Origin of the sequence: Corallococcus terminator, from assembly GCF_003611635.1 — a bacterium.
Classification (GTDB): domain Bacteria; phylum Myxococcota; class Myxococcia; order Myxococcales; family Myxococcaceae; genus Corallococcus; species Corallococcus terminator.
This window is the reverse complement of sequence record NZ_RAVZ01000204.1, coordinates 1-17,830: the sequence shown is the minus strand read 5'-3', so window position 1 is coordinate 17,830 and position 17,830 is coordinate 1. Positions and strand designations below refer to the sequence as shown.

Below are 17,830 nucleotides of genomic sequence, written 5' to 3'. Positions count from 1 at the left end.
GGGCCAGAAAGCAGCCCCGATGAAGACCTACCAGGAAGGGGAGCGCTTCCCGGGCCGCGTCGGCAGGACCTGGGAGGAGTCGGAGCCCGCCTTCCCCATGCCCCCCACGGCCCCGAAGGACGCGCCCAACATCCTCTACGTCATCCTGGACGACGTCGGCTTCGGCTGGTGCGAGCCCTTCGGCGGACTGATTCGCACGCCCCACCTGATGAAGCTCGCGCAACAGGGCCTGCGCTACACGCACTTCACCACCACGGCGCTCTGTTCGCCCACGCGCTCCTGCCTCATCACCGGCCGCAACCACCACTCCGTGGGCATGGCAAACATCACCGAACTGGCCACGGGCTTCCCCGGCTACAACGGCCGTCAGCCCCAGGACAAGGCGGGCGTGCCCGCCATGCTCCACCAGCACGGCTACACCAGCTACTGCATCGGCAAGTGGCACAACACCCCGTCGGAAGAGACGACCATCGCCGGCCCCTATGACCGGTGGCCCACGGGGTCTGTCTTCGGCTTCGACCGCTTCTATGGGTTCCTCGGCGGGGACTGCGACCAGTGGAACCCGAAGCTCTTCCTGGACCGCGAAGCCGTGGATCCGCCGCGCACGCCGGAACAGGGCTACCACCTGTCCGAGGACCTGGTGGACCGGACCATCAACTGGATCTCCCAGCACCATTCGGTTCAACCGACGAAGCCCTGGCTCACGTGGCTCGCGCTGGGATGCGCGCACGCACCGCACCACGTCGCGCCGGAGTGGGCGGACAAGTACAAGGGCCAGTTCGACATGGGTTGGGATGCCTACCGCGAGCAGGTGCTGGCGCGGCAGAAGCAGATGGGCATCCTCCCCCAGGACGCGAAGCTCGCGCCCATGCTGGAGGGCGTCCAACGCTGGGATTCCCTCTCCGCCGACGAGAAGCGCCTCTTCGCGCGAATGGCGGAGATCTACGCCGGCTTCATCGAACACGCCGACGCGCAGCTCGGTCGCCTCTTCGAGTTCCTGGAGCGGACGGGGCAGCTTGAGAACACGCTCGTCTTCGCCTTCATCGGGGACAACGGCTCCTCCGGCGAAGGAACGCTGACGGGCCTGTTCAATGAACAGTCGGTGGCGAACAACGTCACGGAGACGGTGGAGCAGAACCTGGCGCGCCTGGACCGCTTCGGCCAGCCCGACTCCTACAACCACTACCCGGTGGGCTGGGCCATGGCGGGGAACGCTCCGTTCCAGCTCTGCAAGCAATACACCCACTTCGGCGGGGTGCGGAATCCCCTCATCGTCCACTGGCCCAAGGGCATCCAGGCGAAGGGGGAGTTGCGCACGCAGTACCACCACGTCATCGACATCGTCCCGACCATCCTGGAAGCGATTGGCGTGGAGGCGCCACGCACCATCAACTCCGTGCACCAGGAGCCCATCGAAGGCTACGGGATGAACTACTCGTTCGACGACGCGAAGGCGCCGTCGAACCACGTCACGCAATACTTCGAGATGCTGGGCAACCGGGGCCTGTACCACGACGGCTGGAAGATCGTGACGTACCACGGGCGCAAGCCGTGGGAGAACACGGCGCGGTGGGGCTTCGATGAAGACCACTGGGAACTCTACAACCTCAAGGAGGACCCGACCGAATCCAACGACCTGATGAAGGGGCGGGACCGGGCGAAGCTGGACGACCCGATGGTGAAGAAGCTCATCGAACTGGTGGGCATGTGGTGGGCGGAGGCGGGGCGCTACCAGGTGCTTCCCCTGGACGACCGGTTCCAGATCCGCGCACTGGGGCGACAGGGCCTCTACACCGAGCGCGAGCGGATGACCTTCTACGAAGGCAGCGTGCGCATCCAGGAGTTCGCGGGGCCGGACACCAAGAACCGCTCCTGGGAGATGACGGCGGAGGTGGAGGTGCCCGCGGGCGAGGCGCAGGGCCCCGTCGTCGCGCTGGGCGGCTCCTCCGCCGGATGGACGCTGTACCTCCAGAAGGGGATTCCGATGTTCTGCTACAACTTCCCCGGGCCGGAATACACATACATCCGGGCCACCGCGGCACTGACGCCCGGCCGGCACCTGCTGCGCTACGAGTTCGAGAAGACCGGACCGGAGCCCTTCGGCGCGGGAGGCACCGGGCGGCTCTTCGTGGACGGCAAGCAGGTGGCGGAAGGCAAGATTCCCAGGACGGTGCCCGTGGGCTACTCCATGGACGAGACCTTCGACGTGGGCTGCGACAAGGGCACGGCGGTGACCCCCGAGTACCCGTCCAATGCCAGCTTCAACGGCCGCGTCCTGCGCGTGGACTTCGACCTCAAGCCGGACTTCCACCCGGACCACGACGACCCGACCAAGAAGGCCGAGGCGCGGTTCCAGCACGAGATGCTGCGGCAGTAGGCCGGGGTAGACGGCCCCTCCAAAGCCCTGAGCGCCCGGGATGCCATTGCATTCCGGGCGCCAACCTCCCGTCCGAGCCCCCCGGGAAGCTCGTTCCGGGGGAGATGCTTGCGCCAGGCAACCAGTTCGCGCCTTCGCCGACCCGTCCGGACACCTCACGACGAAGCCCTTGCGCGGGGAGGCCCCTGGACCATGAGGGTTCATGGGCGATGCCTCCTTGCGTAGCGGGGGCCGCACATGACGAAGCGGAACGTCTGGATGCTCTGCATGGGATTGGGGCTGAGCGTCGGCTGTGGGCAGGTCGAGGAGGCGCCCGTGCCTCCCGTGGACCCGGCCCTGCACGGCCAGGAGGAGGCGATGGCCTCACTCGCGGCCCAGTACCCATGGCAATGCTTTCCGGAGCGCTATGGCTTCACCCCGCCCTCGGAGGTCGTGCGCTTCCCCGCCGAGCACGAGCGCCAGGGAGGGCTGCTGTTGAGCTGGAGTCGGCCGGGGTGTGACCATCCCGAACAGCTCGCGCTCATCTTCGCCGCGCTGGAGGGACGCATCCCGATCCACATGCTCGCGGCGGAGTCGCTCCACACGGAGATTCGCCAATGCCTGTCCGATGCGGGCATGACCTGGCAGCAACTGCGGGAGTTCGACCTGCTTCCCCGCAGGATGGACAATGAGTGGATTCGCGACTACGGCCCGGACGTCGTTGTCGGCGCGGATGGGAAGCGGCGGTTCGTGGACACGGTCCTCCGTCCCCTGCTGGCCGTCCAGTGCAGCAGCTTCGACTTCTACGAGCTTTCCGATCGCATCCCGACCTTTCTGGGCGGGTGGTGGGGTGTCCCGGTGGATCGTCCGGCCGTGGTGCTGTCGGGCGGCAACCTGCTGACGGACGGCGCGGGCCGGTGCTTCCGCGCCCAGCGGGAAACCAACGCGCGCAACTGCTTCCCCGCCTGGTGCTATTCGGAGGAGGAGACGAATGAAGTCATCGGCCGCGCCCACGGCTGCGACGTCGTCACCCTGGAGTCGCTGGAGGGAGGCGTCGTCGACCACGTCGACATGTGGATGGCGATGCTGTCCTCCAAGACCGTGCTCGTGGGCCGCTACGACGTCCAGGACGACGCCATCAACGCGGCCATCCTGGACCGCAACGCGCGGCGCCTGACGGACCTGGGCTACGACGTCGTGCGCATTCCCATGCCCACGCCCTACTGCCAGGACGCCGGTGCCTCCTGCCCGGGGGCCCCCGAGCGCGTCCGGGAATGCGACGGCACCAACACCCGCGTCTGGGCCACGTACCTCAACTCCCTCCGCGTGGGGGACGTGATGGCCGTGCCCGTGTACCGCTGGGTCCCGGCCTCCCAGGCGTACCGCCACCAGCGCCAGGAACAGGAGGCCCTGGCCACCTATCAGTGGGCGCTGGACCGTGAATTCGGCCCGGGCGCGGTGAAGGTGCACCCCATCCCCTCCGACACCGTCATCCCCTGCCAGGGGGCGCTGCACCGGCTCGCGAAGACGTTGCACTGACGCATGGGGACTCCCGGGCATTCGGGAGCCCTCCCCTCCACCATCCCATTGCCCCGGGCTGGCATTGCGCCTATGGGGAGGGGAAGGCGCCGTACCCCTGGGGCCCGGCGCTCCCTCTCCCCGCGAGGACGCCGCATGTCGTCAGAGCCTCTCCCCATCGCCACGGCGTTCCCGCCCCCTTCCGTCGAGGACTGGCGCCGGCTCGTGGACAAGGACCTGAAGGGCAAGCCCTTCACGTCGCTTCAGTCGCCCCTCGAAGGCGGCCTGTCCCTCCAGCCCCTCTACACGGCCCAGGACGCTGGCGTGCCTTCGGAGCCGCCCGGCGTCGCGCCCTATGTGCGCGGCACCCAGCCTCTGGGCCACACCGAGGGTGGCTGGCTGGTGTGCCAGGAGTACGCCGGACCGGACCTGACGCAGACGACGGAAGCCCTCCGCACCGACCTGGAGCGCGGTGGCCAGGGGGTCTGGTTGCTGCTCGACGCGCCGCACGGTGTCGACGTGAAGGACGCGGCGGCCCTGGAGCGCCTGCTCGCGCACGTGCCGTTGGAGCGCACGCCCGTGCACTTCGAGCCGACCACCGACCTGCTCGCGCCCTCCACCTTCCTGTTCCAGGTCGCCCAGAAGGCCGGCGTTTCGAAGCAGGCCCTGAAGGGCAGCCTGGGCATCGACCCCGTGGGCGCCCTGGCGCGACTGGGCGCGGCGAAGGTGGACGTGGCCGCGACCCTGGCGAAGGCCGCGCCGCTGGTGACGTCGCTGCTCAAGGAGGCACCGGGCCTGCGCGCGCTGCTCGTGTCGTCGCGGTCCTGGGCGGACGCGGGCGCCACGTCCGTGCATGAGCTGGCGTGGACCCTCGCCACCGGCGTGGAGTACCTGCGCGGACTGGAGCGCGCGGGGGTTTCGCCCGGAGACACCGCGCGTTCGATGCAGTTCGCCCTGTCCGTGGGCGGGCAGTTCTTCCCGGAGATCGCCCGGCTGCGCGCGGCGCGGCTGCTCTGGTCCAAGGTCGTCGCCGCTTCCGGAGGCGCTCCGGAATCGCAGGCCATGGCGCTGCACGCGCGCACCGCCAGCGCCACCAAGACACAGCGCGACCCGTGGGTGAACATCCTGCGCGCCACCGCGGAGTCCTTCGCCGCCGTCCTCGCGGGCGCGGACAGCGTGAGCACGTCCCCCTACGACGAGCCCCTGGGCACGCCCGACGAACAGGGCCGGCGGCTCGCGCGCAACACGCAGCTCATCCTGCGCGACGAGTCCAGCCTCAACCGCGTCGCGGACCCCGCGGGCGGCAGCTACTACCTGGAGCAGCTCACCGACGACATCGCCCGCGCGGCCTGGGCGGAGTTGCAGCGCATCGAAGCGCTGGGCGGCATCACTCAGGCACTGGTGCAGGGCGACGTGGCCCGCGTCCTCACCGAGACGCGCGCCGCGCGCGACAAGGCCGTGCGCACCCGGCGTCAGCCCATCGTGGGCGTCAGCGAGTTCCCCCACCTGACCGAGGCCCCCGTGCAGCGCGAGGCCCACGCCATCGCGCCCGCGCACGGCGAGGGCGTCGTCGCACCGCCGCGTCCCTTCCGCTTCTCGGAGCCGTTCGAATCCCTGCGCGACGCGAGCGACCGCCACCATGCGGCGCACGGCGTCCGTCCGCGCGCCTTCATGGCGAACCTGGGCACGGTGGCGGAGCACACCGCGCGCTCGACGTGGATCTCCAACGTGCTGGCCGTGGGTGGCATCGAAGCGGACGAACACCGGGGCTTCGCGGATGCGGCCGCTGGCGCTGAGCTGTTCGCGAAGTCGGGCACGTCGCTGGCCGTCATCTCCGGTCCGGACGCGCTCTATCCGGAGCAGGTGCCCGCGCTCGTCGCGGCCTTGAAGTCGAAGGGCGCGCGCACGGTCGCCGTCGCGGGCCGTCCCGGTGACCAGGAAGCCGCCTTCCGCGCGGCCGGTGTCGACCTCTTCCTCTACGCGGGAGCGGACCTGTTCCAGCTCCTGAAGACGCTGCACCAGCAGTTGGGAGTCGCCTGATGCGCCCCTCCGTTCCGGACTTCTCCCGCGTCGCCTTCGACGCTCCTGAAACCCAGGCCGCGCCCGCCGTGCTCGACACGCAGCGCGCCCACGCGAGCGAGGCCACCCGCGCCGCCGAGCGCTGGGACACGCCCGAGGGCATCCCCGTCAAGCCGCTCTACACCCGCGAGGACCTGGAGGGCGTGGAGCACCTGGGCTCGCTGCCCGGCCTGCCTCCGTTCGTGCGTGGCCCGTACGCCACCATGTACGTGCAGCAGCCGTGGACGGTGCGCCAGTACGCGGGCTTCTCCACCGCGGAGGCGTCCAATGCCTTCTACCGGCGCAACCTGGCGGCCGGACAGAAGGGCCTGTCCATCGCGTTCGACCTGGCCACGCACCGGGGCTACGACAGCGACCATCCGCGCGTCGCGGGCGACGTGGGCATGGCGGGCGTCGCCATCGACTCCATCAAGGACATGCGCATCCTGTTCGACCGCATCCCGCTCGACCAGATGAGCGTGTCGATGACGATGAACGGCGCCGTCCTCCCCGTGCTCGCGCTCTACGTGGTCGCGGCCGAGGAACAGGGCGTGAAGCCCGAACAGCTCAGCGGGACCATCCAGAACGACATCCTCAAGGAGTTCATGGTCCGCAACACGTACATCTATCCGCCAGGACCCTCGATGCGCATCATCGGGGACATCTTCAAGTTCACGGCGGAGAAGATGCCGCGCTTCAACAGCATCAGCATCAGCGGCTACCACATGCAGGAAGCCGGCGCGACGCAGGACCTGGAGCTGGGCTACACGCTCGCGGACGGCGTGGAGTACGTGCGAGCGGGCCTCGCCGCCGGCCTGGGCGTGGACGCGTTCGCCCCGCGCCTGTCGTTCTTCTGGGCCATCGGGATGAACTTCTTCATGGAGGTGGCGAAGATGCGCGCCGCCCGCCTCCTCTGGGCCCGCCTCATCAAGGGCTTCAACCCCAAGAGCGACAAGAGCCTGGCGCTGCGCACCCATTGCCAGACGTCCGGGTGGAGCCTTACCGCGCAGGACGTCTACAACAACGTCGTGCGCACCTGCGTGGAGGCCATGGCCGCGACGCAGGGCCACACCCAGAGCCTGCACACCAACTCGCTGGATGAAGCCATCGCGCTGCCCACCGACTTCAGCGCGCGCATCGCCCGCAACACCCAGCTCTACCTCCAGTTGGAGAGCGGCACCACGCGCGTCATCGACCCGTGGGGCGGCAGCTACTACGTGGAGCGCCTCACCCACGAGCTGGCCCAGAAGGCCTGGGGCCACATCCAGGAAGTCGAAGCGCTGGGCGGCATGACCAAGGCCATCGAAGCGGGCCTGCCCAAGCTGCGCATCGAAGAAGCCGCCGCGCGCACCCAGGCGCGAATCGACTCCGGACGCCAGGCCATCATCGGCGTGAACAAGTACCCGCCGGAGACCGAGGACCGCATCGAGATCCTCAAGGTGGACAACTCCGCGGTGCGCGAGTCCCAGATTGCCCGCCTCCGCGAGCTGCGCGCCGAACGCAACGCGGAGGAGGTGCGCCGCCGCCTGGACGCGCTCACCGAGGCCGGACGCCGCAACGAGGGCAACCTGCTCGCGCTCGCCATCGACGCGGCGCGGGCGAAGGCCACCGTGGGCGAAATCAGCGACGCGCTCGAGAAGGTCTACGGGCGCTACGAGGCCACCGTGCGCAGCGTGTCCGGGGTGTATTCGGCGGAAGCCGGTGGGGCGCAGGGCATCGCGGAGGCACGGGCGAAGGCGGATTCGTTCCTCGCGCGCTTCGGCCGCCGGCCGCGCATCCTCATCGCGAAGATGGGCCAGGACGGCCATGACCGCGGCCAGAAGGTCATCGCCACCGCGTTCGCGGACCTGGGCTTCGACGTGGACATCGGGCCGCTGTTCCAGACGCCCGAGGAGTCCGCGAAGCAGGCGGTGGAGAACGACGTGCACGTCGTGGGCGCAAGCTCCCTGGCGGCCGGCCACCTCACGCTCGTGCCCCAGTTGAAGCAGGCCCTGAAGGCCCTGGGCCGCGAGGACATCATGGTGGTGGTGGGCGGCGTCATCCCCGCCCAGGACTACGAGCAACTCAAGGCCGCGGGCGCCGCCGCCATCTTCGGCCCCGGTACCGTCATCGCGAAGGCGGCCATCGAGCTGCTCGACAAGCTCGCCGCCGCGCTGGAGGAAGAGGCGTGAAGTCGCTGCCCGCGGACACCTACGTGGAGGGCGTGCGGGCCGGAGACCGGGCGTTGCTCGCGCGGGCCATCACGCTGGTGGAGAGCGAACACCCGCGCCACGCGGCGCTCGCGCAGGAGGTCCTCACGCGGCTGTTGCCCCACACCGGCAAGAGCAAGCGCGTGGGCATCAGCGGCGTGCCGGGCGTGGGCAAGAGCACCTTCATCGACGCGCTGGGCATGCACCTGGCCGGCAACGGGCACCGGGTGGCGGTGCTCGCCATCGACCCGTCCAGCAGCGTGTCCGGCGGCAGCATCCTGGGCGACAAGACGCGCATGGCTCGGCTCGCGCGCGAGCCCCTGGCGTACATCCGGCCCAGCCCTTCCAGCGGCACGCTGGGCGGTGTCGCGCGCAAGACGCGGGAGACGCTGCTGCTGTGCGAGGCCGCGGGCTTCGACGTGGTGCTGGTGGAGACGGTGGGCGTGGGCCAGTCCGAGACCGTGGTCGCGGACATGGTGGACTTCTACCTGGTGCTGATGCTCGCGGGAGCGGGCGACGAATTGCAGGGCATCAAGCGCGGCATCCTGGAGGTGGCGGACATGGTCGCCATCAACAAGGCGGACGGCGACAACGCGCCGCGCGCCATGCAGGCTCGCGCCCAGTACCGCGCCGCCCTGCACCTGATGCGCCCCGGCGCGGAGCCCGTCGTCACCACGTGCAGCGCCATGGAGGGCACTGGCATCGACACGCTGTGGGCCTCCGTGGAGTCGGTCGTCGCCCAGCGGGAGGCGTCCGGGGAACTGGCCCGCCGACGGACCCAGCAGCAGGTGGGTTGGATGTGGGCCATGGTGCACGACGGACTGCGAGCGGCCCTGCGAGCGCACCCCGAGGTGTCCGCCCTCATCCCCGCCCTGGAGCAGGACGTACGCGAAGGGCGCGCGACGCCGACCACGGCCGCACTGCGTGTGCTGGGGGCCTTCCTTCCTCAAACGCAGGCCTGACGAGCCGCGTCGTGCAGGCAGCAACGCCTGTCTCAATCGCTTGCCGGGCCCGCATCGCACTCCTAGTGTACGCCCGTGCGACACCCCCAACCGACGACCGCTCCCCAGCCCTACAAGCCGCGCCACCACGTCCGCATCGTCACGGCCGCCAGCCTCTTTGACGGACACGACGCGGCCATCAACGTGATGCGCCGCCTCATGCAGTCCTCGGGCGCGGAGATCATCCACCTGGGGCACAACCGCTCCGTGGCGGAGATCGTCGACTGCGCCATCCAGGAGGACGCCCAGGGCATCGCCCTCACGTCCTACCAGGGCGGCCACGTCGAATACCTCAAGTACATGATCGACCTGCTGCGCGAGCGCGGCGCGAACATCAAGGTGTTCGGCGGCGGCGGCGGCACCATCCTCCCCACCGAAATCGAGGAGCTGCACAAGTACGGCGTCACGCGCATCTACTCGCCGGACGACGGCCGGGCCATGGGCCTGCAAGGGATGATCGACGACCTCATCTCCCAGTGTGACTTCGAGGTGCGCCCCGCGGACTTCAAGCCCCTCTTGAAGGAGCCGCTGCCCCGCGAGCCCGCGCGCATCGCGTCGCTCATCACCATCGCGGAGAACTTCGCGGAAGCGGGCGAGGAGCTGAGAGCCGCGCTCGCGAACGCCCGCGTGGAGCACCCGCGCGTGCCCGTGCTGGGCATCACCGGCACCGGCGGCGCCGGCAAGTCCAGCCTCGTGGATGAGCTGGTGCGCCGCTTCCTCGCGGACTTCCCGGACAAGACGCTCGCCGTCCTCTCTGTGGACCCGTCCAAGCGCAAGTCCGGCGGCGCGCTCCTGGGCGACCGCATCCGGATGAACGCCATCGACAACCCGCGCGTCTACATGCGCTCGATGGCGACCCGGCAGAGCAACCTGGCGCTGTCGCGCCACGTGGCCCACTCCATCGAGGTCTGCAAGGCGGCGGGCTTCGACCTCATCGTGGTGGAGACCTCCGGCATCGGTCAGTCGGACACGGAGATCACCGAGCACTCGGACGTGGCGCTCTACGTGATGACGGCCGAGTACGGCGCGGCGACGCAGCTTGAGAAGATCGACATGCTCGACTTCGCGGACGTCATCGCCATCAACAAGTTCGACAAGCGCGGCTCGCTGGACGCGCTGCGCGACGTGCGCAAGCAGTGGCGCCGCAACCACAACGCCTTCACGCTCCCCGAGGACGCGGTGCCCGTGCACGGCACCATCGCCTCGCAGTTCAACGACCCGGGCATGAACACGCTCTACCGGGCCATCATGGACGCGCTGGTGAAGAAGACGGGCGCGTCGCTGCCGTCCGGCTTCGCGCTCACGGCCGGCATGAGCGAGAAGAAGTGGATCATCCCCCCGGAGCGCACGCGCTACCTCGCGGAGATCGTCGAAGCCTGTGAGTCCTACGACGGCTTCGTGCGCGCCCAGGCCGCCATCGCCCGGCGCATGTACCAGCTTCACGGCACCATCCAGGCCCTGCGCACCAACGTGGGCAAGAAGCGCCTGGAGATTGTCGAACCCAAGGACGCCTCCGACGTGGTGCAGGTGACGGAGCGCGTGGAGGGCGAGCCCGCGTACCTGGGCGACCTGGTCGCGCTGTACCAGGACCTGGAGAGCCGCCTGCACGCGGACTGCCGGCGCCTGTTGGCGGAGTGGCCGGCGACGAAGAAGCGCTACGCCGCGTCCAAGTACCAGTTCCAGGTGCGCGACAAGGTCATTGAGCTGGACCTCATCTCCGAGTCCCTCTCCCACCTGCGCATCCCGAAGATTTCCCTCCCCCGGTATGAAGACTGGGGCGACATCCTCACGTGGCTGCTGCGGGAGAACGCGCCGGGCGCCTTCCCGTTCACCGCGGGCGTCTTCCCGCTCAAGCGCGAGGGTGAAGACCCGGCCCGCATGTTCGCCGGCGAAGGCGGCCCGGAGCGCACCAACAAGCGCTTCCACTACGTGTCGCGCGGCCTGCCGGCGAAGCGCCTGTCCACGGCGTTCGACTCGGTGACGCTGTACGGCGAGGACCCGGACCACCGGCCGGACATCTACGGCAAGGTGGGCAACTCCGGTGTGTCCATCGCCAACGTGGACGACGCGAAGAAGCTCTACTCCGGCTTCGACCTGGCGGACCCGTCCACCTCCGTGTCGATGACCATCAACGGCCCCGCGCCCATGCTGCTGGGCTTCTTCCTCAACGCCGCCGTGGATCAGCAGTGTGAGAAGTGGATCCGCGCGCAGGGCAAGGTGGAGGAGGTCGAGAAGCGCATCGACGAACTCTACAAGGCGCGCGGCGTGCCGCGTCCGCGCTACCAGGGCGAGCTGCCCCAGGGCAACGACGGGCTGGGCCTGCTGCTGCTGGGCGTGTCCGGCGACGAGGTGCTGCCTCCGGAGGTCTACGCGAAGATCCGCGCGCAGACGCTCCAGGCGGTGCGTGGCACCGTGCAAGCGGACATCCTCAAGGAGGACCAGGCGCAGAACACCTGCATCTTCTCCACGGAGTTCGCGCTCCGGGTGATGGGCGACATCCAGCAGTACTTCATCGACCAGAAGGTGCGGAACTTCTACTCGGTGTCGATTTCCGGCTACCACATCGCGGAAGCGGGGGCGAACCCCATCTCCCAGCTCGCGTTCACGCTGGCGAACGGCTTCACCTTCGTCGAGTACTACCTGTCGCGCGGGATGGACATCGACGACTTCGCGCCGAACCTGTCGTTCTTCTTCTCCAACGGCATGGACCCCGAATACGCGGTGCTAGGGCGCGTGGCCCGCCGCATCTGGGCCAAGGCCATCCGGGACAAGTACGGCGGCAACGACCGCTCGCAGAAGCTGAAGTATCACATCCAGACGTCTGGCCGGTCCCTGCACGCGCAGGAGATCGCCTTCAACGACATCCGCACCACGTTGCAGGCGCTGCTGGCGCTCAACGACAACTGCAACTCCTTGCATACCAACGCGTATGACGAGGCCATCACCACGCCCACGGAAGAGAGCGTGCGGCGGGCGCTGGCCATCCAGTTGGTCATCAACAAGGAGTTCGGCCTGTCGAAGAACGAAAACCCCAACCAGGGCTCGTTCATCATCGAGGAGCTGACGGACATGGTGGAGGCGGCGGTGCTGGCGGAGTTCCGCGCCATCTCCGAGCGCGGCGGCGTGCTGGGCGCCATGGAGCGCATGTACCAGCGCTCCAAGATTCAGGAAGAGTCGCTCTACTACGAGATGCAGAAGCACGACGGGACGCTGCCCATCATCGGCGTGAACACCTTCCTGGATCCGAAGGGCTCTCCCACCGTGACGCCGCCGGAGGTCATCCGCGCGACGAAGGAGGAGAAGGACTACGCCATCACCGCCCGCGACGCCTTCTGGAAGCGCAATGAGAAGACGTCCGCGCAGGCGCTGGAGGCGGTGCGCCGCGCGGCGCTGGACAACGGCAACGTGTTCGGCGCGCTGATGGACGCGTGCAAGGTGTGCACGCTGGGCCAGCTTTCCCGCGCGCTGTACGAAGTGGGCGGGCAGTACCGGCGCAACATGTAGTGCGCGCCGCCGTCGCGGTCCCGGCCATGTGCCCGGGACCGCGAGGGGACAGCCTCAGGGGCCCAGGTCCTCGAACTGGCAGGCGTAGTCGCCCAGGACCGCTTCGGACTCCGCCATCAGGTCGACGGAGTAGGTTCCGCTCTGGAGCTGCGTGTAGGTCTGGGTCCACCGCGAATCCACGTGCTCGCGGGGCACCTCCAGCCGGTTGTCCTGGGCGTCACGCACGACCGCGTAGAGCTGCACCTGCCCCGGCGTCTCCTTCCAGTCGCAGCCGAACCGGTAGCGCCGCCCCGCGATCGCCTGGAAGGAGAAGAAGTCGTGGTCGTAGGAGTCGGGGATGCGGCCCGTGATGGCCTGCACCGGCCCCGTGAGCGGCGTCGCCGTGGCCAGGGTGTCTCCGTGGTCGTCCTCGCCCAGGTCCTCGAACTGGAGGGCGTAGTTCTGCCTCACCCACCGTGGCACCAGGGACGCGTTGAGGTTGATGCTCACGTAGTGCGTGGACTGGAGGGCCTTGAAGGTCGTGGTCGTGCGCTCGGAGGCCGAACGGGTGAAGGCTCCACCCGGGACGGCATCCAGGACCTCGCAGGACATCAGGCCGTCTTCGGTGCACGACGCCCGGTAGTGGTGCTGGGGCACGACGCGCAGGGAGAAGACGTCCCGGTCCATGAAGGTCTCCATCTTCCCCTGGACGGACGCCGTGCCGGCCGGAAGCGCGGTCGCGGTCTCCATCGCGTCTCCGTGGTCCTCGGCCCCCAGGTCATTCAACAGGCAGTTGTATGGAGTCTGCGTTGCGGGGTACGTCATGTCCTTGATGGAGGCATAGAACAGCCCACCCGGTGACTTGAAGGCGATGCTGCCCTCCCGGATCTCCTCGAAGAAGATGTCGTACGCGGCGATCGCATACTCCTGGTCCCTCCGGTTGACGAAGGCCATCTCCCAGTACGGCGTCGGGAAGGTACAGGTGAGGGCATAGACCCGGTCCGCCACGGTCTGGAACGAGAGCAGGTCCCGCTCGTAGTAGTGCTCATTGATGCCCGTCAGGGGCTGCGCCGAGGGCACCCAGGGGGCCGCGAAGGCGAACAGGTCCGCCTGGTCGTCCGGCCCCGTGTCCACGAAGCGGAAGGCGAAGGGCCGGCGGCCGTCGTGAGAGTACGCGGAGATCTCCAGCGTGTAGACGGCGTTCGCGGCGAAGCCCGACCAATGCCAGGTGTAGGGCATCCAGCTCGGCACCCCGTCCTCCATGACACCGTAATCGAGCGACACACCCGCCGCGTCCCGCAGATTCAGGACATAGCCCTCCGTCTCGACCTCCACGATGAAGTCGTAGTGCCGCCCGGCCTGGGCGACGAAGGCGAACCGGAGCGGAACCTCCATGTTCCCCCAGGGGACGGAATGGACCTCCGTCTCCGAGGGCGTCACCCGCGTGTAGCCGTCCGGGATTTCAGGTGCCGAGCACGGCGGGGCGCTACCGTCCCCGCACCGACACACCGGCTGCCCGTCCTGGATGGAGCACGTCCCCTCGGAACAGGGGAAGCCATCACAGGTGGGCTCCGGCTCCACGACGGGCCCGGCGTCAGGGCCCGCGTCCACGACAGCCCCCGCGTCAGGGGTGGGGTTGGAGGTCGAATCACAGGCGCCCAGACTGAAAAGACAGGCACAGAGCAAGAAGACAGACAGTGGGTGCTTCGTCACAGGCATGTAAAGGGCCTCCCCCTCGGCGGACGCGCACCCTATCCGAAGCCTGACTGTCTGCCCATCCCCCGCTCCGTTTGACTTTCAGTACGGGCTCGACGTGGGGCGGATGATGATTTCACTCACATCCACATCCGCGGGCTGGGCGATGGCGTAGGAGATGGACCGGGCCACGGCCTCCGCCGGAATCGCGCCCTTCCTGAACTCGCGCATCACCTCGCGGGCGTTCGGGTCGGAAATGCTCTCCGCCAGCTCCGACGTGGTGACGCCCGGGGAGATGACTGTCACGCGGATGTCCGCGCCCACCTCCTGGCGCAGGCCCTCGGAGATGGCCAGCACCGCGTACTTCGTGGCGCAGTAGACGGCCGCCGTCGGGCTCACCGTGTGCCCGCCAATGGACGACAGGTTGATGAACTGGCCCGCCTTCTGCCGCTTCATCACCGGCAGCGCCGCCGCGATGCCGTGCAGCACGCCCCGGATGTTCACGTCGATCATCCGGTCCCACTCGTCCACCTTCAGCATCTCCAGCAGCGACAGCGGCATCACGCCCGCGTTGTTGATGAGCACGTCCAGCCGCCCGAACTCCTTCAACGTGAAGTCCACGAAGCCCTGCACGTCCTCGCGCTTCGTCACGTCCAGCGCGCGCACCCGCGCCTCGCCTTCCTTCGCCTTCAGCTCGGAGGCCAGCGCCTCCAGCCTGTCCACGCGCCTTGCCCCCAGCACCACCTTCGCGCCCTGCTGGGCGAGCAGGCGGGCCGTCGCCTCTCCAATGCCGCTGCTCGCTCCGGTGATGGCCACCACCTTGCCCTGGATGTTCGTCGTCATGTGCCTGCCCTCGTGGAGATGACCCGAGACCGAAGCGGTACCGGGAACATGCACACCCTCTCAAGGCAGGCCCCGGAGGCGGTATCCGGATGCTCCCGGACTCTTGCCCATTCCTGCACGGGCGCCGGAGCCCCTTCGGGATTAAGACAGGCGCCGAATGACCACCGCCCGTCCCTCCTCCGCCCTGAACCCGCACCTGTCGGAGCTCGCGACGCTCGTGAAGCGCCACGCGCCCACGGACGGCCTGCACGCCACGGCCATTCCCCGGCTGGTCCTCATCCGCGCCTCGGAGCCCACCCTGCCGCTGCACGCACTGCATGCGCCGGCGCTGTGCATCGTGGCGCAGGGCCGCAAGCAGGTGCTGCTGGCCGGCGAGTCGTATGTCTATGGCCCGGACCAGTGCCTGGTCGCTTCGGTGGACCTGCCCGTGACGGGACAGGTCATCGAGGCCACCACCGCCAGGCCCTACCTCTGCTTCCGGCTGGACCTGGAGCCCGGCCAGTTGGGCGCCCTGATGATGGAGGCACGGCTGGAAGCCCCCGCCTCCCGGGGAGTGGGCCGGGGGCTCGCGCTGGGCCCGGTGGGCGCACCGCTGCTGGACGCGACGGCGCGGCTCGTGCGGCTGTTGGACACGCCGCGTGACATCCCCGTACTGGCGCCGCTCGTCATCCGCGAAATCCTCTACCGCCTGCTGTCGGGTGAGAACTCCGCGCGGCTGCGACAGATCGCCCTGGCCGACAGCCGCCTGGAGTCCATCACCCGCGCCATCCACTGGCTCAAGGCGCACTACACCGCGCCGCTGCGCATCGAACGGCTGGCGCGCACCGTCCACATGAGCCCGTCCGCGCTGCACCACCACTTCAAATCCGTCACGGCGATGAGCCCGCTGCAGTACCAGAAGCAACTGCGGCTCCAGGAGGCCCGCCGCCTGATGCTCGCGCAGGCCATGGACGCGGCGATGGCTGGACACTCCGTGGGCTACGAGAGCCCGTCCCAGTTCAGCCGCGAATACAGCCGGCTGTTCGGGGCACCGCCTTCGCGCGACATCGCGCGACTCCGGGAGTCGCTGGCCGTCACGTCGTAGCAAAGCCGCACGGCCCCCGGGGGCGGCCCGTCCGTCCTCGCAATGACAGTCATGGCCCCGTGACGGCGTGCCAGCCGTCCCGAGGTCCCATGGACACCCTGTCCTCCCATCCCCAGCTTGAGCCCTCCCCCCATCCCCGGATGATCTCCGTCGAACAGGGGGAAGTGCCCGGTAGGAGGGCCGCCATGTCGTGGGATGAAGACGTGAAGCAGGGACTGAAACGCACGGCCATGTTGCTCAGCGAGCAGGAGCTGGAGCACCTGACCCACGGTGCGGTGCGGAACACCGTCCTGCCCCCGGCGGAAGGTGCCGTGCAATCCCTGCGGATCCACCTGTCGCGGATCGCCGAGGCCTCGGACGTGATGCCCACCACCGCCTTCCGGGAGCGGATGAGCGGCGCGCTCCAGGTCCTGAAGGGGGGCTCGCCCGCGCTCTTCATCGACAGGCTGTGCGAGCGGCTCGCCTTCGAGCGGACCAGCTCCCGGCTCTACGCGGGGCTCCTCATCAAGACCCACGCGCTGGGCACCTACGACGGGGGCCCCACGCCCGAACGACTCCTCGAACTCCACAACCAGGAGCTGGAGCACCTGGGCCAGGTGCGCGACGGCCTGCTGCGGCTCGGTGCCCCGCCCTCGCTGCGGACGCCCTCCGGCGACGTCGCGGACTCGCAGTGCCGGGGGCTCATCCAGGCCATCGACGCGCCGGGCGCCACGCTCATGGACGCCCTGCGCGTGACGCTCGTCTCGGAGCTCATCAACAACGCGGGCTGGGCGATGCTCGTCGACCTGGCCTCGGAGCTGGGCCCGCCCGAGCTGGAGCAGGCGTTCCGCGAAGTCCTCCTCGTGGAATCAGGGCACCTGGCGGAGGTCACCCTCTGGGTCGCGAACGGGACGTACGCGGACCCGGCCCCCGAAAGCGAACCGCATCCCGTCAGCTTCTAGGAAAGGGGCCGCCGCAGCGCGACCTTCGCGCGGACGGCCTCGATGAAGGCCGGCTTGTCCGCGCTCGTGCGCACGCCCTCGAAGTCCATCCCCAGGTTCTCCGCGATGGCCCGCAGGTATTCCAGACAGGGTTCATCGCCAGAGCGTCTGCCTTCCACGAACACCGGATGACAGGTGGGACAGTAGTTGACCACCCAGACGCGCTCACCCTCGGGAATCTCCAGGGAGACGGGGCCGCCGTCGCTCACGCCCTCTTCATAGGGCTCGATGCACCAGACGCCGGTGTCGTCACCGCCCCCCATGAGGAGATCCCGGTAGTTGAGGCTGGGGACGAACTCCCAGTCTCCCCAGTCATAGCCATACGGCCGCGTCTCCATGCGCCGGGCGCGGCCCCGGTGCTGCTCGAAGGACGCGGGGTCCTCGGGGGACTCCCCTTCCGCGAAGAAGAACAGGTCCAGGATGGCCTGGTCGTCGCCCATCCCCTCCTCCTCGCACTCCTCGCCCGTCTTCTCGCCGCACGTGTACGAAGTGGGGGGACCGCAGACACTGCACCGGTAGTCATGAACGCCCATGCCCGGATGCTAGCAGTCCCCTTCCCCCTGTTTCAGTCGTCGTCGTCCCCATCCCCGTCGCCTCCTCCGCCCACCAGCACCAGCTCCGGG

At 68.9% G+C, this 17,830-nt stretch carries 11 protein-coding genes; 8 read left to right on the top strand and 3 right to left on the bottom strand.

Translation table 11 applies throughout. From position 1 onward, the window contains the following. The 6 genes from D7V88_RS26015 to D7V88_RS25990 all read left to right on the top strand — a co-directional run. On the top strand, positions 1 to 2,377 hold a 2,377-nt coding region (locus tag D7V88_RS26015; protein WP_244238399.1), incomplete at its 5' end, for an arylsulfatase. A gap of 237 nt (positions 2,378 to 2,614) precedes the next feature. Further along, complete coding sequence (locus D7V88_RS26010; RefSeq protein WP_120543330.1) at positions 2,615 to 3,895, top strand: agmatine deiminase family protein; 1,281 nt, start codon at positions 2,615 to 2,617, stop codon at positions 3,893 to 3,895. A 135-nt stretch (positions 3,896 to 4,030) separates the two neighbouring features. Beyond that, positions 4,031 to 5,914 (top strand): methylmalonyl-CoA mutase family protein, encoded by a 1,884-nt coding sequence (locus D7V88_RS26005; RefSeq protein ID WP_120543329.1) that lies wholly within the window; start codon positions 4,031 to 4,033, stop codon positions 5,912 to 5,914. Then, positions 5,914 to 8,103, top strand: coding sequence for a methylmalonyl-CoA mutase (scpA, locus tag D7V88_RS26000; protein WP_120543328.1), 2,190 nt, complete (start codon positions 5,914 to 5,916; stop codon positions 8,101 to 8,103). The genes D7V88_RS26005 and scpA overlap by 1 nt, the downstream gene beginning before the upstream one ends. Then, positions 8,100 to 9,083: a methylmalonyl Co-A mutase-associated GTPase MeaB gene (gene meaB, locus D7V88_RS25995; RefSeq protein ID WP_120543327.1), complete on the top strand. Its 984-nt coding sequence runs from the start codon at positions 8,100 to 8,102 to the stop codon at positions 9,081 to 9,083. Before scpA ends, meaB begins: the two co-directional genes overlap by 4 nt. 75 nt (positions 9,084 to 9,158) lie before the next feature. Continuing rightward, the gene (locus tag D7V88_RS25990) at positions 9,159 to 12,626 is read left to right on the top strand and encodes a methylmalonyl-CoA mutase family protein (protein ID WP_120543326.1); all 3,468 of its coding nucleotides are present in this window, start codon (positions 9,159 to 9,161) and stop codon (positions 12,624 to 12,626) included. 54 nt (positions 12,627 to 12,680) lie between these two features. On the opposite strand, the gene D7V88_RS25985 is transcribed toward D7V88_RS25990, so the two are convergent. Together D7V88_RS25985 and D7V88_RS25980 are read right to left on the bottom strand one after the other, a co-directional pair. Beyond that, positions 12,681 to 14,324: a hypothetical protein gene (locus D7V88_RS25985; RefSeq protein ID WP_147448872.1), complete on the bottom strand. Its 1,644-nt coding sequence runs from the start codon at positions 14,322 to 14,324 to the stop codon at positions 12,681 to 12,683. Between the two features lie 78 nt (positions 14,325 to 14,402). Then, positions 14,403 to 15,143 carry an SDR family oxidoreductase gene (locus D7V88_RS25980; RefSeq protein ID WP_120543324.1) on the bottom strand — a complete coding sequence of 247 codons (741 nt, stop codon included), beginning with the start codon at positions 15,141 to 15,143 and terminating at the stop codon, positions 14,403 to 14,405. Positions 15,144 to 15,300: 157 nt separating this feature from the next. On the opposite strand from D7V88_RS25980, the gene D7V88_RS25975 reads away from it, so the two are divergent. Next, positions 15,301 to 16,227, top strand: coding sequence for an AraC family transcriptional regulator (locus D7V88_RS25975; protein ID WP_120543323.1), 927 nt, complete (start codon positions 15,301 to 15,303; stop codon positions 16,225 to 16,227). A 185-nt stretch (positions 16,228 to 16,412) separates the two neighbouring features. Continuing rightward, complete coding sequence (locus D7V88_RS25970) at positions 16,413 to 17,168, top strand: hypothetical protein (protein WP_120543322.1); 756 nt, start codon at positions 16,413 to 16,415, stop codon at positions 17,166 to 17,168. Here D7V88_RS25970 and D7V88_RS25965 read toward each other — a convergent pair. After that, complete coding sequence (locus tag D7V88_RS25965; protein ID WP_120543321.1) at positions 17,165 to 17,740, bottom strand: hypothetical protein; 576 nt, start codon at positions 17,738 to 17,740, stop codon at positions 17,165 to 17,167. The two genes, D7V88_RS25970 and D7V88_RS25965, sit on opposite strands and share 4 nt — an antisense overlap. Positions 17,741 to 17,830 lie beyond the last annotated feature (90 nt).